This is a genomic window from Bacillus cereus group sp. Bce041, assembly GCF_052646455.1.
In genome coordinates this window covers 341262-361765 of record NZ_JBQXON010000001.1, presented here as the reverse complement: position 1 = coordinate 361765, position 20504 = coordinate 341262, and the positions used below count along the sequence as shown (strand labels likewise).

The window sequence follows — 20504 nt, the reverse complement described above, 5'->3', positions numbered from 1 at the left end:
GGAAGGAAACATGGAAACGAGGCAACAATGGGGAACGAGAGCTGGATTTATTTTCGCAGCGGTCGGATCTGCCGTTGGATTAGGAAACATATGGCGTTTTCCTTATACAGCGTATGAAAATGGAGGAGGAGCATTCTTTTTACCGTATTTATTTGCATTATTAACGACTGGTATTTCATTGTTAGCGTTTGAGTTTGCCCTTGGTCATCGTCATCGTGGCTCAGCACCACTTACATTTTTCCGTATTAGCCCGCGTGCAGAATTTATTGGATGGTGGCAAATGTGCGTAACATTTATTGTTTCAACATATTATGCAGTGATTATTGCTTGGTCTATATCGTATACATACTTTGCAATTACTGGAGCATGGGGAAAAGACACGCAATCATTTTTATTTAAAGAGTACTTACATGTTGCAGATAAGCCAGGACAATTTGGAGGACTTGTACCAGAAGTATTAATTCCGTTAGCTCTCGTTTGGATTATTGTGCTTGGCGTTGCATTTAAAGGAGTTAAAAAAGGAATCGAAGTTGTTAACCGTATATTTATTCCTTTATTAGTTGTTATGTTCCTTATTATCGTTGTTCGTGCAGTGACGATGGAAGGTGCTATGCAAGGACTAGATGCATTCTTTAAACCAGATTGGAGTCGTATTTTTGATGGGAAAGTATGGCTTGCTGCTTACGGTCAAATATTCTTTAGTTTATCTTTAGCATTTGGAATTATGATTACGTATTCTAGTTATTTACCGAAAAACTCGGATACAACAAATAATGCCTTTATTACTGGATTTGCAAACTCAGGATTTGAATTATTAGCAGGTATTGGGGTCTTTGCAGCTCTTGGATTTATGGCAAATAATATGGGAGTACCGGTTGATAAAGTAGCAAGTGCTGGCGTTGGGCTTGCGTTCGTAGTATTTCCCCAAATTATTAATGAATTGCCGATGTCACCGTTGTTTGGTGTTTTATTTTTCTTATCGTTAACGGTTGCTGGAATTACATCACTTATTTCACTCGCGGAAGTATGCTTTGCCGCTGTATCTGAAAAATTCAGTTTAAGTCGGGAAAAAACTATTGGAATTATGGGAACCCTTCTCGTGTTAGTTTCTCTTGTTTTTGCAACACGTGGTGGACTTATGTTCTTAGATGTTGTCGACTATTTCGCTAATAATTTCGGATTAATTACAATTGCACTTGCGGAAGTAGTTACGATAGGGCTCATTTTACGCCGTTTACCAGTTTATCAAAATCATGCAAACTTTGTATCTGATATTAAATTAGGAACGTTTTGGAGAGTGAGTTTACTCGTTATTACTCCGCTTATGTTAGGGTATATGCTAATTGATGGTACAATCCAAAATATTAAAAAGAACTACGGAGATTATCCGACTGAGTTTGTTGTAACGTATGGTTGGTCGATAGCAGCAGCATTCCTCATAGTTGCAATAATCATTGGCTTGAAAAAATGGGATGCACAAATTCATTCGGATTCTGCCAAGCTTGAAAAAGAATGGAAAGATCGAGGTGTTTCATAATGAGTGGATCAGCGATTATGATGATGGTTATTGGAATAGTAGTCATTTGGGGAGGGCTTGCATTAAGTATTGTAAACTTATTTAAGAAAAAGGCATAAGTAAAAAACATCTGTACCGAAATGGTGCAGATGTTTTTTTATGAAAAAATTGTATTAGAAAAAAATTCAATAACCATACTACAACTACGAGGAAGAGTGAAGGGGTGAATGAAAGTTGGAACAAACGATTTATATTAAAATGCGCAATCGTTTAAAAGTTTCTCCTACTTATGAAGTAAAGCTGGGCGATGTTGCTCAACTTGCCGGAGATTCTTCCGTAGTTGAGTTGTTACAAAATGAGATAGTTTACAAAATAACAGCGCATGATAAGACGCATGTTGTAATTGATGTTATGAAAGTAATTGAGATTATTCAACAGAAAGCATCTCATGTACAAATTAATTTACTCGGTTCTGGACAAACTCTTGTTGAAATTATATACGAAAAAAAGAAGACACACCCAATTTTTTTCGGGCTTGTATGGCTGTTACTGTTCATTGGAGCGGCCCTTGCGATCATTTATTTCCATGAAGATGTAAGTATGCAACAAGTACATCAACGGTTATATTACATGATTACTGGAGAATTTAATGCGCAACCACTTTTATTTCAAATCCCTTATTCTTTAGGTCTTGGCTTAGGGATGGTTTTATTTTTTAATCATGTATTTCAAAAGCGAATTAATGAAGAGCCGAGTCCGTTAGAAGTTGAGATGTTTCAATACCAACAGTCACTTGATCAGTATGTAATCGTTAATGAAAACAAGGATAATATGAAACAACTTGCCGATGATTGAGTCTGGATTTGTTATTTTAATTGGTTTAGCTGGAGGGATTGCGGTAGGTAGCGGATATGTCGCATTTTTAGCTGTACTTGGTATAATCCCCCGTTTAGCCCAATTAACGAGAAGTGGAAAGCATATTCAATATTTTGAGTGGGCAGTCATTGCAGGTACTTTAACAGGGGCTTGGTGCAGTTTGAAAAACATTACATTTCAAACGTCGCAGTATTGGCTCGTTATATTAGGGATATTTTGTGGCACATTCATCGGAATGCTTGCTGCGGCATTAACAGAGGTGTTAAATGTTCTGCCTATTTTAGCGAAACGAGTAGGGGTAGAGGGGAAGATTATTGTTTTACTCGTTGCTCTTGTACTTGGAAAAGTAATAGGATCGTTGTTTCACTGGATTTATTTCGTAAAGTAGGAGGCAGTATATAAATGACAAGTCAGAAATTGAAGGATGATTACATAAATAAAGTGAAGGAGTATCATCCAAAGCCAAACTATTTACTAAATTGTATCAAAGCATTTCTTGTAGGTGGACTCATTTGCACAGTTGGAGAAGTATTGATGAAATTTTATATACATTATTTTCACTTCAGTGAACAAGAGGCAGGAAACCCAACTGTTGCAACCCTTGTTTTATTATCCGCGATTTTAACAGGGTGTGGTGTATATGATAAAATCGGTCAATTTGCTGGAGCAGGATCAGCGGTACCGGTAACAGGATTTGCAAATTCTATGGCGAGCGCTGCCTTAGAACATAAGAGCGAAGGGGTTGTTCTAGGGATTGCTACAAATATGTTTAAACTGGCAGGAAGTGTGATTGTATTTGGGGTTGTTGGTGCATATATCATTGGGTTAATAAGGTATACCTTTAAAATTTTTATGTCTTAAAGGAGGGCTAGTATGAGGTTGACCGGAAAACAAACGTGGGTATTTCAAAATGATATATATGTGAATGCAACGGGTACTGCTGTCGGTCCGAAAGAAGCTGAGGGCCCTCTCGGGAAAAAATTTGATATTTCATATGGTGACTTGCATTGTGGAGAAGAAAATTGGGAGCTTGCCGAACGAAGATTAATGTCAGACTCAATTCAACAAGCAGTGCAAAAAGGGAATATAAAAACATCGCAAATTGATTTCTTTTTAGCGGGAGATTTATTAAATCAAACAGTGACAGCAAATTATGTTGCGCGTAAGTGGGGCATTCCTTTTTTAGGAATGTTTAGCGCTTGTGCGACGTCTATGGAGACTTTAGCAGTTGGCTCAGCTTTTATAGACGGTGGATTTGCAAATCGTGTCTTAGCGACAGTAAGTAGTCATAATGCAACGGCTGAAAGACAATTTCGCTATCCAACAGAGTACGGTGGACAAAAGCCAGGGACAGCAAATTCAACTGTGACTGGTGCAGGATCTATATTAATTAGCAATGAAAAAAGTGCAATTAAAATTACGTCAGCTACAATTGGAAAAGTGCAAGATTTAGGAATTACAAATCCTTTGGATATGGGGGCAGCGATGGCTCCAGCAGCAGCTCATACAATTCAACAACATTTTGAAGATTTAAGAAGAAGTGCCGATGATTATGATTTGATTGTTACGGGTGATTTATCAGCTGTTGGGACGCCGATTGCGAAACAACTTTTACTTGAGGAAGGTTATGATCTTGGGCATATATACAATGATTGTGGATTGATGATTTATGAATCAAGTCAAGAAGAAGTGTTTGCAGGTGGTAGTGGTTGCGCTTGTTCAGCAGTTGTCACATATGGTCATTTATTACACGAGATGCAAAAAGGGAATTTACAACGAATTTTTGTCGTTGCGACTGGTGCATTATTAAGCCCGATGATGATGCAACAGAAGGAAACGATTCCAACAATTGCACATGGTGTCGTATTTGAGAGAGTTAAAGGAGAGTGAATTGTGGATTTTATATATGCATTTCTTGTAGGTGGAGTTATTTGTTTAATTGGGCAACTATTGTTAGATTTCGTAAAGTTAACACCAGCTCATTTAATGGCAACTTTTGTAGTCATCGGAGCAATTTTAGATGGATTTGGATTGTACGATAAACTAATAAAGTTTGCAGGTGCTGGAGCAACAGTCCCTATTACAAGTTTTGGACATTCACTATTGCACGGAGCAATGCATGCAGCAGAAAAACATGGATATTTAGGAATTGGTATTGGCATGTTTAGTTTAACGTCTGCGGGCATTTCCGCAGCGATATTGTTTTCGTTTTTTATAGCACTTATATGTAAACCGAAAGGATAAATCAAATGAGACGAAGGGTTGTTTTGGTCACAGATGGAGATGAATATGCAAAGCGGACAATTGAGCTTTTAACGAAGGAATTTGGGGGAAGGTGTATTTCAGCATCACAAAGTAATCCAACCAAATTGACAGGGAAAAAAGTTGTTGAGCTTATTATGCAAACGCCATATGACCCTGTATTTGTCATGTTTGATGACAGTGGATTTATTGGAGAAGGATCTGGTGAAAAGGCTTTAAAATATGTGGCTACCCATAAACAAATTGATGTGCTCGGTATTTTAGCGGTAGCGTCTAATACGCATCATTGGGAATGGGCACGTGTAGATGTAAGTGTAGATCGGAACGGGAATTTAACCGAATACGGTGTTGATAAATTTGGACTTCCAGATGGCGAAATTGGCAGAATTAGCGGAGATACAATTTATTGTTTAGATGACTTGAATGTTCCTGTCATCGTTGGAGTCGGTGACATTGGTAAGATGTGTGGAAATGATGAATGGGAGAGGGGATCACCTATTACGAAGAAAGCAATTCAATTAATTTTGGAAAGGAGTGGTTTTTATGACGAAGCCTAAAAAAGTGGATATCCCTATATCAACTTTCATAAGTGACAATGAAAATTATTTAAAGCAGACAGTTGGGCTAGGCGTTACATACGATGTTGGCATTCGTAAATTTCAAATTTTGAATAAAGAAATTGGTGTGTTATTTGTAAACGGACTTTGTGATACGAATTATATTATCCCTATTTTAGAAGAAGCGGTGGATACAAATGAGATAAGGGATGTAGAAGAAGATACAGTGAAGCTTTTAGAGAATCGCTTAATCCATCAACAAGTAAGTAAAGTGAAAACGATGGATGAGGTAATGCTCCAAGTATTATCAGGACTCATCGTGATATTTGTGGAAGGTGAAACGGAAGCGTTTGCAATCGATGTTCGTAGTTATCCAGGGCGAACGCCGACAGAACCAGATACCGAAAAGGTAGTACGCGGTGCAAGGGATGGATTTGTTGAAAATATCGTTGTAAATACAGCATTAATCCGTAGAAGAATTCGAGATCCACGTCTTCGAAATGAAATGGTTCGAGTAGGAGATAGATCACAAACGGATATTTGCATTACATACGTTCAAGATGTTGCAAATCCAGATTTAGTAAAGATTATAAAACAAGAATTAAATAACATCGATGTAGATGGAATTACGATGGCGGATAAAACAGTAGAAGAATTTGTTGTAAAGCAAAGCTATAACCCATTTCCACTTATTCGATATACAGAAAGGCCAGATGTAGCAGCAAATCATCTACTAGAAGGACATGTGTTAGTACTTGTTGACACATCGCCAAGTGCTATGATTACACCGACAACATATTTTCATCATTTACAGCACGCGGAAGAGTTTAGACAAAATCCAGCTGTCGGTACATTTTTACGCTGGGTGCGCTTTTTAGGTGTTATATTCTCGTTATTTTTATTACCATTTTGGTTAGTGTTTGTATTTGATCCAACTCTTTTGCCAGCAAATCTTGCTTTTATTGGACCGACTAAGATGACGCATTTACCAATTTTATTACAGGTGTTAATGGCAGAGGTCGGACTTGAGTTTTTAAGGATGGCAGCCATTCATACTCCAACGCCGTTATCGTCTGCAGCAGGGTTGATTTCCGCTATATTAATTGGTCAAATTGCAATTGATGTAGGTTTGTTTGTGCCAGAAGTAATTTTGTATGTAGCAGTTTCGATGATTGGTGCATATGCAACACCGAGTTATGAATTAGGATTAGGGAATAAGGTTGGGAAATTGTTTGTTATTATTTTAACAGGCCTCTTCCATGAGATGGGATTTGTAATTGGTATGACGATATTAATTTTATTTTTAACGTCTATAAAAAGTTTACAAACACCTTATTTATGGCCGTTTTTACCATTTGATTGGGGCGCATTAACAAAAATTTTACTCCGTCCAACGATGTCTAGTTTAAAAGTACGACCAAGTATTGTAAGACCTCAAAATGTAAAAAGACAAAAATAAACGGGATTATACACCCGTTTATTTTTTTTAGCAAAAATTTATTATTTTTTAACAAAAATCAAACATTTTTTGTGTACACTTAGAGTAGATATTGTGTATGGAAGGGGAAGAGGACATGATTAAATTATTTGTAAGTGATTTAGATGACACGCTCGTTTACGATGTGAATCATATGCAAAAAGAAGATGAACGTGCGCTGTGTTGGTTAGCTGAGAAAGGGACAAATATTTGTTTTGCCTCTGGCCGCTTTACACACAGAATTGATGAAGTTGTAAAAAGGTTTGCATTCCCATATTACACAACTGGCTTAAATGGAGCGACAATGTTACTTCCGGATGGAAATTTATTTCATGAATCGAGTTTTGAAAATGTGGTTGCCCAGGAAATATATCGATATATACATAAAAAAGGACTAGCGGATATTGTTTGTGCAAATGAGCAGCGATATACAAAAAGGAAGAATGAACATCACCATAATTTTGAAGCGTATATGGGCGTGCATATCGCTGAAATTGAAGCGTTAGAAGAAGAGTTTGGTAAGACTGTACACCCTGCAAAATTGTTTGTTTTTGGAGAAGAAGAGAAAATTGTGACGTTAGATCAAGAGCTACGAGATACGTTTCAAGGCGAAGCGGAAGTTTTTATATCAGGTAAACGCTATGTTGATATTATGCCAAGAGGCGTGAGTAAGGGGAGTGCTCTAAAGCGACTAATGGATCATTTGCAAATTGAAGCAAATGAAGTTGCTTGTATTGGAGATTCTTTCAATGATATTTCTATGTTTGAAGTAACCCCGCATTCATTTACTCTTCATCATGCCCATCCATATGTAAAGGAGAAAGCAAATCATATAGTGCGTTCGGTTGAAGAGGCTGTTATGAAATTACCGTTACTTGTATAAAAAAGAAGCCCGTCATTGGCGGGCTTCTTTTTTACTTGAATAAAGATTTAACAAAATCAATGATACTTGAGAAGAAATCTTTCACTTTATCTAGAAAACTTTGCCCTTCTTCAGATCCTAAAAAGGCAGAAACATGTTCTTTTGCTTTGTTTAATTGACTACCAACTTGATTCCAATCGATATTAAGATTTTTCATTTTATCAAATAACGATACTAAGTTATCTAACTGTTCATCTGTTAATGTAATGCCGAGTTGATCAGCAATTTTTTTAATTAATGAACGTAAATCTTCTGTTGTTTTTGGCTGTTCTTTTGCAATTTCTTCTTTAATTTTTGCAACAAGTTGAACTGCTTTTTCTTCACCAATTTTATCACCAAGCTGGGCTGTTTGTACCATTTCTTCATTCGCTACTTTTTTAATTTCTTCAGGAATTTGTTTATTGGACGCAGTTTCGTATGCTTTCATTAATCCAGTTAAAGCTGCAGTTCCTGAAACTTTAAAAGGTGCAGTAATTTGAATTTCTGCATCTTTTACACCTGCTGTAATCAAAGCGTTAGTGTACATTGCATCTGTTACCCAGTTAATGTTCTTTGATCGTACAATAAGACCAGATCCTGGTTTTGTGTATGTAATCATAGAAGAAGAAATTGCTCTCGTACCAATTTGTGCTTTTGGAACAATGCCTTCTAGAAATTTATGTTCTTCCGCATTAGATACAGTGATAATTGTAGCATCTTTTGGTGCTTTCATTTCTTTTAACAGATCTTGTTTTTGTTGTTCGGATAAGTTCTCTCCTAATGTAACAATTGATTCTCCCTCAATGATGTCTGCAAATGAAGCTGTTGGCATCATAAATACCGTTACAGCTAATAGCAGAGCTAATAATTTCGTTTTCACGAAAAATCGCTCCCTTTCTCTTTCTAAAATTTTCGGGCAACAAAGTTATTATAGTATATATTTCTTATTTGTCACCTAGCTTTTTCCACATTTCAAAAAAGAAGTATCTAGATTGTCGGATTCTTTTTGTTTCTAGTCATGAATGTGGTAATATAGTGCTGAGATAGTTGAAAGGAGACATATACGTATGAAAACTTTAGGATACATATTAATGGAAAACGGTGAAAAAATCGACTTGGAATTTTTCCCAGAAGAAGCACCGAAAACAGTAGAAAACTTTAAAAAATTAGCAGAGCAAGGATTTTATGACGGTGTTACATTCCACCGTGTTATTCCTGGCTTCGTAAGCCAAGGTGGAGACCCAACAGGTACAGGTGCAGGTGGCCCAGGTTACTCTATTCCATGTGAAACTGATGGAAACCCTCATAGACACCTTGTAGGATCACTTTCTATGGCTCACGCTGGCCGTAACACAGGCGGTAGCCAATTCTTTATCGTTCATGAGCCACAGCCGCATTTAGATGGTGTTCATACTGTATTCGGTAAAGCAACAAGCGGTATTGAAACAGTATTAAAAATGCGTCAAGGCGATGTAATGAAAGAAGTTAAAGTTTGGGAAGAATAAGGTAAGGAAAAAGAGAGCTTTTGCTCTCTTTTTTATTTTTAATGAGATTGAGTACTACTTCTACAGCTCATCATACAAGTAGTATTGTTGCTAAAATATATTGTTTGTGAGAACAAACCTTTAACCAATTACATAGAATACATTACATTATATGTTTCAATAAATATTTTTTGTTATATTAATTTTGCTAGAATTGTGCTGCTTTAGAGTAACTATAAATGAAGTGCTGTTGAATGATATGTTTCTTTCCATTCCATATAAAATTTTCTTTTTTTAACTCTATTTATTAAAGGAATAGTGCTGAAACATAGATTTGACTTTCTTCTTTTCGCTTTGTATGATTATCAAGTTGTTTTAGACTCTTCTCACTCTGTTGAAAATATTGTAAAATGAATGTGATATGAAAAGAGTGATTGAGGGGATTACTAGTTTGTAACTTTTGTAAGAAGGGATAAGGGTTATGTTAATTCGTTTTAAAAAAAGTTATGAAAAAATTGCAATGGGGCTTCTTTCGTTTATGCCAACTGAAAAAGATGTGAAAACATTACAATTGACAATGAAAGAATATGAAGCAAAAGATGATTGGCAATTGTATTTGTGGAAAGAAAATGAAGATTTTGTTGGAATAATGGGGATTGTAAAAAAAGAGAATCAAGTATTAGAAATTCAGCATTTGAGTGTGAACCCGTCTCACCGTCATGTGGGGATTGGGACGAAGATGGTTCAAGAGTTAAAGAGTAAATTTCTTGAGTTTACAATTTGCGGAAATGAGCAAACAGCAAGTTTTTGCGAAAAATGTAAAGGGCTAGAACAAAATATACATTCGTGAAAGCAGAGATAAGTAGTTTATTATCTCTGCTTTCTTTTTTGTAATTGTTCGTTTCGTTCAGTAATGACCTCTGTGCGATCACGCAAAGTGTGCTTGTTTATAATATATTCACCTGGGATAGCATTCAAGTCTTTCCAAGAGAGGTTTTGTTTTTGACATAACTCTATGCACTGCTTCTCTAACGATGAATCTGATAAGGGTAAAAATAAAGGTACAAAACGTTCTTTTTTATGGATAGATTGCAATCTTTCATTGAGCAAGGAAAGAAGTTGTACTTGATTAATTCCTAAACGTTGTAAAGGCACACCGCTTTTTTCTAAAATTGTAATTGCGCTTTTCATCATTTTTGTAGAACCATTCCAATTAGCACGTCTTTGGTGGTATAAAGAAACTGCAATTTGAATGAGACCAACTAAGTAATGATCACGATTACCTCTTGGTTTTGTCTTCCAATACTCTTCTAGTATTTCGTGGCATTCAAAATAGTCATAATCTCCATGGAAATGAATTAAAAATTGTATGTATTCGGTAGGATACATGTTTTCTCGCTCCTATCTAACGGTTATACATATAAGTGTATCATAGAAATATGAACAATAAACGACTAGGAGGTTTCCCCCTAGCCGTTATTGTTCATATTAGCAGAAGCAAGCTGCTCCTACAATAATTAGTAAAATAAACAGTACAACAAGTAATGCGAACCCACCGCTAAAACCACAATCAACGTGACCCATAGTTTTTTGACCTCCTACATTGTTCTTACTACACTGTTATCATATGAAGTGGTGGGCATGATGACATAGGCATCGGTCTATTTTTAATTAAATTTCTTAAAAAGGTTGGATAGAACATGAGTATGCTCTATACTTATGTTGTTATAGAAAAAATGTGGTGGGATGCTTTGTGCAATATAATTTTAAAGTAGAGGCTTTTGAAGGGCCGTTAGATCTATTGTTACATTTAATACATCGTTATGAAATTGATATATATAATATTCCTGTAGCAGATATTACAGAGCAATATTTATCTTATGTGCATACGATGAAAGAACTTCAATTAGATGTTGCAAGTGAGTATTTAGTAATGGCTGCAACGTTATTACAAATTAAAAGTAAGATGTTGTTGCCGAAACATGAAGAAGATGTACTTGATAACGGTGATGATTTTATAGATGATCCTCGTCAAGAATTGATGGAGAGGTTAATTGAATATAAGAAATATAAGCAAGTTGCTACTGAGTTAAAAGAAAGAGAACAAGAAAGAGCACAGCTATATACACGTCCACCAATTGACTTTACATCGTTGCAACAAGAAGAGGAGACAAGCTTACCTCTTGATGTTACGTTATATGATATGCTAGCAGCATTTCAAAAATTAATGCGCCGTAAAAAGGCAAAAAAACCTGTAACAACACGTATTACTCGTCAAGAAATACCAATTGAACAGCGAATGACTGATATTTTAAAACAGTTAAAAATAAAGGGTGGTCGCCAAAGTTTTTATGATTTGTTTGTTGATGATGAACGTGAAATAATGGTTGTAACATTTTTAGCAGTTCTGGAACTTATGAAAAACCAACAAATCATAATTGAGCAAGAACATAATTTTGATGAAATTTTCGTATCAAGCTCTAATAAATCTGCATAGAGCAAGTATGTGAAAATGGGATAGCAACATTTTATCTCATGCTATGTTTTAATGTATCGTTTGGAACAAGAGAAAAAATATTGAACCGAACGCATTAATTGTGATTCGGTTTTTTGATGTGTATTTTTATGAGAAAATAGAAGGAAGGAGCTCGTGAAATGGATAGGAAAGAACAAAAGTCAATTATTGAAGGCCTTTTATTTGTTTCTGGTGATGAAGGGATTTATCCAGAACAAATAGCGAAAGTTCTTGAAATTGAAATGAATGAAGCAATTAATATTTTAGAAGAAATGCAACAAGAATGTGAAGGTGCAAACCGTGGTTTGCAAATTGTACAGTATGCAAAAGTATATCGTTTTGCTACAAAGAAAGAACATGCTTCATATTATCAAAAATTAATAGATACACCAACAGCTGCTTCACTCTCACAAGCTGCCCTCGAAACGTTAGCGATTGTTGCATATCGCCAACCAATCACAAGGACTGAAATGGAAGAGATTAGAGGAGTTAAAACTGATAAGGCGTTACAAACGTTGGTTTCACATTTACTTATAAAAGAAATGGGAAGAGCAGAAGGACCAGGGCGTCCTATTTTATACGGAACAACAAAAGAATTTTTAGACACATTTGGATTGAAAACATTAGATGATTTACCACCGCTTTCTGAAGAGAATGAACAAATGAATGAAGCAGATTTATTCTTCGGTTCCTTACAAGAGATATCAAAATAAAAGCTTAGCATTTTGCTAAGCTTTTTTTGTATATCAATTATTTACAGTGCCATACTAAATGAAAAAAGGAGACGAGTTATGAGAGGTATGCGGATTATTTTATTATTAGTTTCTGTTTTATTATGTTTTTCTTTAAATAGCGCATCAGCTAAAAGGTATATGATGTCCATTCATACTACGTCTCCTTTACATATGCATCGGCAACATCTTAGTAAAATGAAAGTGAGCTTTTTAAAAGTGGGGCAAGGTGACGCAACACTTATTATAATGCCAAATGGACAAACAATGTTAATTGATGGAGGACCTTATGAAGCAGGAGAGGTTATTATTCAGAAATTAATTGAGAAAGGGATTAATCATTTAGATGTAATTGTCAGTACGCATCCCGATATGGATCATATAGGGGGGTTAATTCCAATTGTAGAGCAAATGCCGGTATCGCTTATACTAGATAGCGGAAAAACATATAGTTCTCTTACTTATCATACGTATCGGAATAATATAAAAAAAAGAGGGATACCTTTCGTTTCAGTAAAGGAAGGACAATATATACCGCTGGATCCACATGTTTCTATACAAGTATTAAACAACGGGAAATCAAAAGATGAAAATAATGAATCCTCAATTGTTTTAAAGGTGCGATATGGAAAAGCGGATTTTTTATTAATGGGTGACGCGGATGTACGGACAGAACATGAAATATTAAAACAATTTGATGTCCATGCAGATGTGTTAAAAGTGGGGCATCATGGCTCATATACTTCAACAAGTGAAACGTTTATAAAAAAAGTGGAACCGCAGTTTGCTATTCTATCGTACGGGAGTAATAATCCGTATGGACATCCTCACCAAAGTGTAGTGAAACGCTTAAAAAGGCACGGTATAATGGTATATAGAACGAATAAACGTACAGTAGAAATGGAAACAGATGGTGAACATATTATGTTAGAATCTAGCGGATTAATGCCATTGTTGAAGTGATTTCTATATTAGGGGGCGATACTGTCCCTTTTTGGAAAAATGAATAATATATATTATAATTATAAGAGACGTAAGAAATTTCCTTTTCTGTTGAATAAAAAGGAAATTTCATTAGAATGTATAGACAACTACTCGTGCGTATATTAAGATGGAACTAGGCGAATAAGGTAATAATAACAAGTAGGTAATTCATGGGAAAGGATCGATGAAAATGAAAACGCAAATTGTCATCAATGCCAAAATTTACACAGGTCAAGAAATAGTGGAAAACGGATTTATTCGTTACGCAGAAACCATTAAAGAAATTGGTTTGATGGCTCAATATGTACCACAAGAAAATGAAACTGTTTTTGATGCTACAGGGAAGATTATAATTCCAGGTATGATTGATGTTCATATTCATGGTGGATACGATATTGATGCGATGGATGCAAATAGCGATGGGTTAGTAACTCTAGGTAAAGAAATGTTAAAAGAAGGGGTTACAACTTACTTCCCAACAACAATGACACAAGCTCCAGAGGCAATTGAAGCAGCGTTAACTGCTGCGAAAGAAGCAAAAGAAAAAGGAGCGCATTTCGAATATATTCATTTAGAAGGACCTTATGTTTCAAAGAAACGTGCAGGTGCACAGCCACTTGAACATATCGTTCCTGCAAATATTGAGCAATTTAAACAATGGCAAGAAGCAAGTGGGAACTTAATTAAATTAGTAACATATGCACCAGAAGAAGAGGGAGCATTAGAGTTTGAACAATATCTTGCTGAAACTGGTGTAGTTGGCACAATGGGACATACAGATGCAATTGATGCGCAACTAAAAAATAGAAAGATTACACATGCGACACATTTATACAATCAAATGCGTGGATTACATCACCGTGAACCAGGAGTTGTGGGTCATGTGTTATTAAATCCAGATGTAATGGTTGAAGTAATTACAGATGGTATTCATATTCACCCTGACATGGTGAAATTAGCATATAAGTTAAAAGGACCGAAAAAAGTAAGTGTTATTACTGACGCAATGCGTGCAAAAGGTCTTGAAGATGGATTATATGAGCTTGGCGGACAGCCAGTACATGTAAAAGATGGTAGTGCTCGATTAGAAGATGGAACGTTAGCTGGTAGTATTCTAAAAATGGATCAAGCTTTCCGAAATGTAATTGAATTTACAGGTTGTTCAATCGAAGATGCAGTACTTATGACATCAGTTAACCAAGCAGAAGAGTTTGGATTAAATAATAAAGGTGCATTAGCGGTAGGAAAAGATGCAGACTTTGTTGTGATGAATGAAGATTTACATGTATATGATACGGTTCGTTTAGGAATTCATATGAAGGAAGGGAAGTAATTAAATGAATATTCTTGTTGTAAAAACTCCAGAAGAATTAGCAGAAGCAGGTTATAAATTAATTGAAGAAGTTGTAAAAACAAAAGAAAATCCAACATTAGGAATGGCTACAGGAAGCTCTCCATTAGGTATTTATGCAGAAATGCGAAAAAATAAACTTGATACAAGCCGTGTAACCACTGTAAACTTAGATGAGTACGTAAATTTACCACATGAAGATAAAAACAGCTATCACTATTTCATGCAAGAACAGTTGTTTGATCATCTTCCATTTAAACAAACTTATGTACCAAACGGGATGGCAAGTGATTTAGAGGAAGAGTGCAAACGTTACGAGAGCATTCTAGCTGCTAACCCAGTTGACCTACAGATTCTTGGAATCGGTGAAAACGGTCACATCGGATTTAATGAGCCAGGAACACCGTTTAATTCTCCAACAAACATTGTTGAATTAACAGAATCTACACGCCAAGCAAACCTTCGATTCTTCGAAAAAGAAGAAGATGTGCCAACTCATGCGATTACAATGGGAATTGGAAGCATTATGAAAGCGAAACAAGTTCTACTTGTTGCTATGGGTTCTAAAAAGGCAGAAGCTGTTAAAGAATTATTGCAAGGTGAATATAGTGAAGAGTGTCCGGCTACAGTTTTACAACGTCATCCGAATGTAACCGTAATCGCTGATCAAGAAGCTCTATCTTTATGCAGTGAGGCGATTGCTGATGAACATCGACAAGTATTCACCATTTCCGATCTATTATCAGATTCAAGAGTGGGTGAAACAGCTAATTGAGGACGGCGAATGGAAGCCGGGAGATAAAATCCCATCTGAGAATGAACTTTGTGATAAGTTCGAAGTGAGTCGAATGACAATCAGACAGGCGATTAATAATTTAGTGGAACAAGGCTATTTATATCGGAAGCGTGGAATTGGAACATTTGTCCAACTTCCGAAAGTGGAACAAAAATTGCAAGGAATGACGGGATTCACAGAAGACATGATTTCTCGTGGGATGAACCCAAGTAGTCAATTACTTAGTTTCCGCCTAGTTCCAGCTACTGCTAAAATAGCAGACCGGTTGAGAATACAGGAGGGGGAATCGGTTTATGAAGTGAGGCGTATTCGCTTAGCTGATGATGAACCGATTGCTTTTGAGACGACATATTTGTCGCCAGCTCTTGTAAAAGATATTAACGAAGAGATATTGCAACAATCTTTATATGAACATTTAGAGAAAAAACTGGGCTTTAAACTTGTTAGCGCTACTCAGTCAATTGAAGCTTCCGTTGCGACGGAAAATGAAGCTGAACATCTGCATATTCCTAAAAAGGCGCCTGTACTTGTAATGCGTCAATGGTCATATTCAGAAGGTGAGATACCGCTAGAGTACGTGAAATGTATTTATCGTGGAGATCGTTATAAATTTATTACGAATATCGCACGTAACAAATAGTATATTTCAGTTTGTGAAGTACAGTGGAATTGAAAATGGTTAACATGTAAAGAAATAAAAATACGACTCATCCTTATAAGGAATGAGTCGTATTTTTATTATGAGCAATTACGTGGTTAACAGCATCTTTGACGTGATTTACTACATAGTGAGCGTGTTTTTTTACTGCATCATCTGCTTGCGACATAGCAAAACTGTGAGGAGTTAAAGAAAACATAGGAATGTCATTATAAGAATCCCCTATACAAGCAATATCCTCAGGTTTTATTTGAAACTCATTTAATAAAACAGAAATGGCAGAGCCTTTACTAACATTCGGTGGCATTACATCTAAACATTGTTCTGCTGAGATGAAAGTACTAACTTTCCCGTGGAATTTTTCATCAATTTTTTTCTGAAGGAGTTGTAAGCTCTCCTTTGTTCCACCGACAGAAATTTTATTTGGGAAAATTGTATCATCAATCTTCTGTAGTAAGTTTGGTTCTTCAACAGAAGTCATAGTTACTTGTTGTTCAAGTTCTTGAATGAAAGGTGTTTTCTCTTCAATGTAATAATTATGCTCATCACTTACATAACGGAAATAAGGATCTTCATTCGTCATAGCTAACAAATCGGGAAGTATGCTGGAATCAAAAGTTGCAGATAATAGTTGTTTATTTTCATGTGTATATACAAAAACACCATTTACACTAATGCGATGAAAATTTGTATTTACAGCTTTCATTAAGTCTGCAATTTCATTATCAAGTCTTCCGGAAGCGAAGCAAAGAATAACATTTTGCTCGGCAAGGCTGCGCAGTGCCGCAACATCTTGTTCGTCAATAAGACCTCCGTGTTGCATCATTGTACCATCGATATCACTTACAAACATTTTAATCATGCTGTTATCTCCTTTCTATGTACAGTTGCTCTTACATTATACGCATCATATATAAACATGTCTAAAAAATGAATTTTTATTAAATGGCAGATGTTTTACATTGACGACAAAGAAGAATATTCTGTAACATAAAAGTAGGCTATTTAAGTACGAGGGTGGTGTTATATGAGTAATTATCTAGAAATTAAAAAAGTTTTAAATAATAATGTCATCATTGCTAGCCATCCGGAACACGAGGAAGTAGTAGTGATTGGTAAAGGAATTGGATTTGGGAAAAAAGCGAAAGATGTATTGGAGCAAGAACAAATCGAAAAGATGTTTGTCTTAAAAAATGAACGTGATCGTGAACAATACAAATTATTAGTGCCGCATATTAGTGAAAAATTAATTGAATTGATGAACGATATTATGCTGTACATTCAAGGGAAAGCGAAATCGCCACTAAATGAACATATTCATATTGCGTTAACAGATCATATTTCATTTGCGATTAAAAGGTTAAAACAAGGACTTACAATTGATAACCCTTTTTTAGTTGAAACAAAAATGCTCTATCCAAAGGAATATGAAATTGCGGAAGGTGTTGTAGAACTTTTAAATTCTCGTTTGCAAATTACATTGCCAGAAGGAGAAATTGGTTTTATTGCACTTCACATTTACAGTTCGCTTACAAATTCTGATTTATCTTCAGTTAATCAAAACTCCCGTCTCATTGCACAACTTGTATCTTTAATTGAGACAAACTTACAAATTACATTAGATCAAGAGAGCATTCATTATTTACGTCTTATTCGTCATCTTCAATATGCTATTGAGAGGGTGAAAAAAGGAGAAAAAGTAGAGGAATCGCAAAGTTTTGCTGATTTATTAAAGGCGGAGTATCCAGCTTGCTATAACTTGGCTTGGAAGCTAGTTAAGGTCATGCAAAAAGAGTTGCAACTACCTGTATATGAAGCTGAAAGTATTTATTTAACGATGCACTTGCAACGCTTAGTAAAGGCAGAGCATGTGTAAAAAGCCATATATTTTTGTCTAAAATGAAAACGTTAAAAAAAATGATTGAATCGCTTACAATAGTTATGTATAATAACTATTGCAAAGTTATACAAATTTCGACAAACACATTAAGGTGAGTAACGAAAACGTTTGCCTTAATTATAGTGAACTTATACGTAAACCTATTTTTGACACGTGTTACTGATTCGATCAGGCATGAGTGGAGAAAAGTAAGGAATGTAAGCTAGAGAAAGGGATATACTACCCTTTGTATAGCTATCGTTCTATCTTTTTTTCCTCATGTCTTTTTGGCGTTTGTCGGAAGGTATCAATATAGATAAGAGAGGAAGGGTTTCCATGTTTAAGAAGATCTTTGGTGTTCTTCAAAAAGTCGGAAAAGCGTTAATGCTTCCAGTAGCGATTTTACCGGCGGCAGGTATTTTACTTGGATTTGGTAATGCATTTCAAAATCCACAGTTAACAAATGTTATTCCTGCTTTAAAAGCAGATTGGTTCGTAATGGTTGCAAAAATTATGGAACAATCTGGTGATATTATTTTCGCTAACCTTGCATTATTATTCGCAGTTGGGGTAGCAATTGGTTTAGCTGGTGGAGACGGAGTAGCTGGTTTAGCAGCATTCGTCGGCTACTTAATTATGAACAAAACGATGAGTGTGTTCTTAGAAGTAGATAAGCTAGTGAAAGTAACAAGTTCTGGAGCAGACCCAGTAAAAATTGGATTTGCAGATCCAGCGTATGCAAACGTATTAGGTATTCCAACGCTACAAACAGGGGTATTTGGTGGTATTATCGTCGGTATAGTAGCGGCATATTGCTATAATAAATACTTCAATATTGAATTACCATCATACTTAGGTTTCTTTGCAGGTAAGCGTTTCGTACCGATTGCAACTGCAACATTCTCTTTAATAGTAGGTATTATCATGTGCTTCGTTTGGCCATACATTCAAGGTGGCTTAAACACGTTCTCACATCAAATGATTGATGCAAATAGAACAATTGCAGCATTTATATTCGGTTTAATTGAACGTTCATTAATTCCATTTGGATTACATCACATTTTCTATTCACCGTTCTGGTTCGAATTCGGTCAGTATACAAATGCAGCTGGCGAATTAATCCGTGGTGACCAAAAAATCTTTATGGCACAGTTAAAAGACGGTGTAGAATTAACAGCAGGGACATTTACAACTGGTAAGTATCCGTTCATGATGTTCGGTCTTCCAGCAGCAGCTTTAGCAATGTACCATGAAGCACGTCCAGAAAATAAAAAATTAGCAGCAGGTATTTTAGGTTCTGCAGCATTAACATCTTTCTTAACAGGTATTACAGAGCCACTTGAATTTTCATTCTTATTCGTAGCGCCAGTATTATTCGGAATTCACGCTGTATTTGCTGGTCTATCATTTATGACAATGCAAATTTTAGGTGTTAAAATTGGTATGACATTCTCTGGTGGTTTAATTGACTTCCTATTATTCGGTGTACTACCAGGCCGTACAGCATGGTGGTGGGTAATTATTGTTGGTCTTGTACTAGCAGTTATTTACTACTTCGGATTCCGCTTTGCAATTCGTAAATGGAATCTAAAAACACCTGGTCGTGAAGTGGCAAATGCAAATGACGGCGCAGGAAAAGCAGAAGCAGGCGAACTCCCTCGTGAAGTATTAGTAGCACTTGGTGGTAAAGAAAACATTGCTTCTTTAGATGCTTGTATTACTCGTTTACGTGTTCAAGTTAACGAACAAAAGAATGTAAACAAAGACCGCTTAAAAGAACTTGGAGCAGCTGGTGTACTTGAAGTTGGAAATAACATTCAAGCTATTTTCGGACCGAAATCTGACACATTAAAATCACAAATTCATGATATTATGTCAGGTCGTACACCTCATGTTGAAAAAGAAGAACCTGTAAAAGTGGAAGAAACTCCTCAAAAAGTTGATGAAAATGAAACAATTGTATCACCAATCGAAGGAAAAATCTTACCAATTACAGAAGTACCTGACCAAGTATTCTCAGGAAAAATGATGGGAGACGGATTTGCAATTGAGCCAACTGAAGGAACAGTAGTTTCTCCAGTGAACGGTGAGATTGTCAATGTATTCCCTACAAAACATGCGATTGGTATTCAATCTGAAGGCGGAAAAGAAATTTTAATTCACTTCGGTATTGATACTGTAAAATTAAATGGTGAAGGTTTTGAAGCGCTTGTAGCACAAGGCGACAAGGTGAAACAAGGCCAACCATTATTAAAAGTAGATCTTGCATTTGTAAAAGAAAATGCACCATCTATCATTACACCAATTGTCTTTACAAACTTACAACAAGGGCAACAAGTCGAATTGAAAAAAGATGGAAATGTTAAGAAGGGCGAAACCGCTATTATTGACATTCAGTAGGAATTTGACGCAAAATGTTTATAATTATAATAGGCGATGTGGTTGACCGAACATCGCCTATTATATACAATAGATGATGTAATACTCACGTCTATACAACTAAAAAATACTGTAATT

At 35.9% G+C, this 20504-nt stretch carries 24 protein-coding genes; 20 read left to right on the top strand and 4 right to left on the bottom strand.

Going from position 1 to position 20504, the window contains the following annotated elements; all coding sequences use genetic code 11:
- Positions 1 to 10 precede the first annotated feature (10 nt).
- The 10 genes from ACUN13_RS01805 to ACUN13_RS01760 all read left to right on the top strand — a co-directional run bounded on the left by ACUN13_RS01805 (position 11) and on the right by ACUN13_RS01760 (position 7571).
- Positions 11 to 1537 (top strand): sodium-dependent transporter, encoded by a 1527-nt coding sequence (locus tag ACUN13_RS01805; protein WP_000450088.1) that lies wholly within the window; start codon positions 11 to 13, stop codon positions 1535 to 1537.
- A complete protein-coding gene (locus tag ACUN13_RS01800) occupies positions 1537 to 1635 on the top strand; it encodes a methionine/alanine import family NSS transporter small subunit (RefSeq protein WP_000016828.1) in 99 nt (32 codons plus the stop codon). The genes ACUN13_RS01805 and ACUN13_RS01800 overlap by 1 nt, the downstream gene beginning before the upstream one ends.
- A gap of 115 nt (positions 1636 to 1750) precedes the next feature.
- On the top strand, positions 1751 to 2371 hold the full coding sequence (locus ACUN13_RS01795; protein WP_000438369.1) for a stage V sporulation protein AA: 621 nt from the start codon (positions 1751 to 1753) through the stop codon (positions 2369 to 2371).
- Positions 2364 to 2780 carry a stage V sporulation protein SpoVAB gene (gene spoVAB / locus ACUN13_RS01790; RefSeq protein WP_000572936.1) on the top strand — a complete coding sequence of 139 codons (417 nt, stop codon included), beginning with the start codon at positions 2364 to 2366 and terminating at the stop codon, positions 2778 to 2780. The genes ACUN13_RS01795 and spoVAB overlap by 8 nt, the downstream gene beginning before the upstream one ends.
- Before the next feature lie 14 nt (positions 2781 to 2794).
- A complete protein-coding gene (spoVAC, locus tag ACUN13_RS01785; RefSeq protein ID WP_000203810.1) occupies positions 2795 to 3253 on the top strand; it encodes a stage V sporulation protein AC in 459 nt (152 codons plus the stop codon).
- 12 nt (positions 3254 to 3265) lie between these two features.
- The gene (gene spoVAD, locus ACUN13_RS01780; protein WP_001241166.1) at positions 3266 to 4282 is read left to right on the top strand and encodes a stage V sporulation protein AD; all 1017 of its coding nucleotides are present in this window, start codon (positions 3266 to 3268) and stop codon (positions 4280 to 4282) included.
- Positions 4283 to 4285: 3 nt separating this feature from the next.
- Positions 4286 to 4636, top strand: coding sequence for a stage V sporulation protein AE (spoVAE, locus tag ACUN13_RS01775; RefSeq protein ID WP_000345916.1), 351 nt, complete (start codon positions 4286 to 4288; stop codon positions 4634 to 4636).
- Positions 4637 to 4641: 5 nt separating this feature from the next.
- Positions 4642 to 5211: a stage V sporulation protein AE gene (locus ACUN13_RS01770; RefSeq protein ID WP_001254415.1), complete on the top strand. Its 570-nt coding sequence runs from the start codon at positions 4642 to 4644 to the stop codon at positions 5209 to 5211.
- Complete coding sequence (spoVAF, locus tag ACUN13_RS01765; protein WP_000165595.1) at positions 5198 to 6670, top strand: spore germination protein SpoVAF; 1473 nt, start codon at positions 5198 to 5200, stop codon at positions 6668 to 6670. The genes ACUN13_RS01770 and spoVAF overlap by 14 nt, the downstream gene beginning before the upstream one ends.
- A gap of 97 nt (positions 6671 to 6767) precedes the next feature.
- Positions 6768 to 7571, top strand: a complete 804-nt coding sequence (locus ACUN13_RS01760; RefSeq protein WP_002000777.1) for a Cof-type HAD-IIB family hydrolase — start codon at positions 6768 to 6770, stop codon at positions 7569 to 7571.
- Positions 7572 to 7602: 31 nt separating this feature from the next.
- Here the strand turns inward: ACUN13_RS01760 and ACUN13_RS01755 are convergent, their stop codons facing one another.
- The gene (locus ACUN13_RS01755; protein ID WP_000850514.1) at positions 7603 to 8469 is read right to left on the bottom strand and encodes a DUF1002 domain-containing protein; all 867 of its coding nucleotides are present in this window, start codon (positions 8467 to 8469) and stop codon (positions 7603 to 7605) included.
- A gap of 187 nt (positions 8470 to 8656) precedes the next feature.
- Here ACUN13_RS01755 and ACUN13_RS01750 point away from each other — a divergent pair, with 187 nt between their 5' ends.
- The gene (locus tag ACUN13_RS01750) at positions 8657 to 9094 is read left to right on the top strand and encodes a peptidylprolyl isomerase (protein WP_000853782.1); all 438 of its coding nucleotides are present in this window, start codon (positions 8657 to 8659) and stop codon (positions 9092 to 9094) included.
- 460 nt (positions 9095 to 9554) lie between these two features.
- Positions 9555 to 9923: a GNAT family N-acetyltransferase RibT gene (gene ribT / locus ACUN13_RS01745; protein WP_000908401.1), complete on the top strand. Its 369-nt coding sequence runs from the start codon at positions 9555 to 9557 to the stop codon at positions 9921 to 9923.
- 20 nt (positions 9924 to 9943) lie between these two features.
- On the opposite strand, the gene ACUN13_RS01740 is transcribed toward ribT, so the two are convergent.
- On the bottom strand, positions 9944 to 10462 hold the full coding sequence (locus ACUN13_RS01740) for a DUF309 domain-containing protein (RefSeq protein ID WP_000283597.1): 519 nt from the start codon (positions 10460 to 10462) through the stop codon (positions 9944 to 9946).
- A 99-nt stretch (positions 10463 to 10561) separates the two neighbouring features.
- A complete protein-coding gene (locus tag ACUN13_RS01735) occupies positions 10562 to 10657 on the bottom strand; it encodes a YjcZ family sporulation protein (RefSeq protein WP_000510194.1) in 96 nt (31 codons plus the stop codon).
- 169 nt (positions 10658 to 10826) lie between these two features.
- Here ACUN13_RS01735 and scpA point away from each other — a divergent pair, with 169 nt between their 5' ends.
- From scpA to ACUN13_RS01705, 6 genes are all read left to right on the top strand, one after another.
- Positions 10827 to 11570: a segregation/condensation protein A gene (scpA, locus tag ACUN13_RS01730; protein ID WP_001199753.1), complete on the top strand. Its 744-nt coding sequence runs from the start codon at positions 10827 to 10829 to the stop codon at positions 11568 to 11570.
- 158 nt (positions 11571 to 11728) lie between these two features.
- Complete coding sequence (gene scpB / locus ACUN13_RS01725) at positions 11729 to 12301, top strand: segregation/condensation protein ScpB (protein ID WP_000375168.1); 573 nt, start codon at positions 11729 to 11731, stop codon at positions 12299 to 12301.
- Positions 12302 to 12379: 78 nt separating this feature from the next.
- Positions 12380 to 13282: a ComEC/Rec2 family competence protein gene (locus ACUN13_RS01720; protein WP_001214826.1), complete on the top strand. Its 903-nt coding sequence runs from the start codon at positions 12380 to 12382 to the stop codon at positions 13280 to 13282.
- A gap of 211 nt (positions 13283 to 13493) precedes the next feature.
- Entirely contained in the window at positions 13494 to 14636 is a 1143-nt protein-coding gene (gene nagA, locus ACUN13_RS01715) for an N-acetylglucosamine-6-phosphate deacetylase (RefSeq protein WP_002179749.1), read from the top strand.
- 4 nt (positions 14637 to 14640) lie between these two features.
- Positions 14641 to 15429, top strand: coding sequence for a glucosamine-6-phosphate deaminase (gene nagB, locus ACUN13_RS01710; RefSeq protein ID WP_001024210.1), 789 nt, complete (start codon positions 14641 to 14643; stop codon positions 15427 to 15429).
- The gene (locus tag ACUN13_RS01705) at positions 15359 to 16090 is read left to right on the top strand and encodes a GntR family transcriptional regulator (RefSeq protein WP_014894892.1); all 732 of its coding nucleotides are present in this window, start codon (positions 15359 to 15361) and stop codon (positions 16088 to 16090) included. Before nagB ends, ACUN13_RS01705 begins: the two co-directional genes overlap by 71 nt.
- Before the next feature lie 73 nt (positions 16091 to 16163).
- On the opposite strand, the gene ACUN13_RS01700 is transcribed toward ACUN13_RS01705, so the two are convergent.
- A complete protein-coding gene (locus ACUN13_RS01700) occupies positions 16164 to 16970 on the bottom strand; it encodes an HAD family hydrolase (protein WP_025687570.1) in 807 nt (268 codons plus the stop codon).
- A 165-nt stretch (positions 16971 to 17135) separates the two neighbouring features.
- On the opposite strand from ACUN13_RS01700, the gene glcT reads away from it, so the two are divergent.
- Together glcT and ptsG are read left to right on the top strand one after the other, a co-directional pair.
- A complete protein-coding gene (glcT, locus tag ACUN13_RS01695) occupies positions 17136 to 17984 on the top strand; it encodes a glucose PTS transporter transcription antiterminator GlcT (RefSeq protein ID WP_000073860.1) in 849 nt (282 codons plus the stop codon).
- A 339-nt stretch (positions 17985 to 18323) separates the two neighbouring features.
- Positions 18324 to 20387, top strand: a complete 2064-nt coding sequence (gene ptsG, locus ACUN13_RS01690; protein ID WP_000473178.1) for a PTS glucose transporter subunit IIABC — start codon at positions 18324 to 18326, stop codon at positions 20385 to 20387.
- Positions 20388 to 20504: the final 117 nt, after the last annotated feature.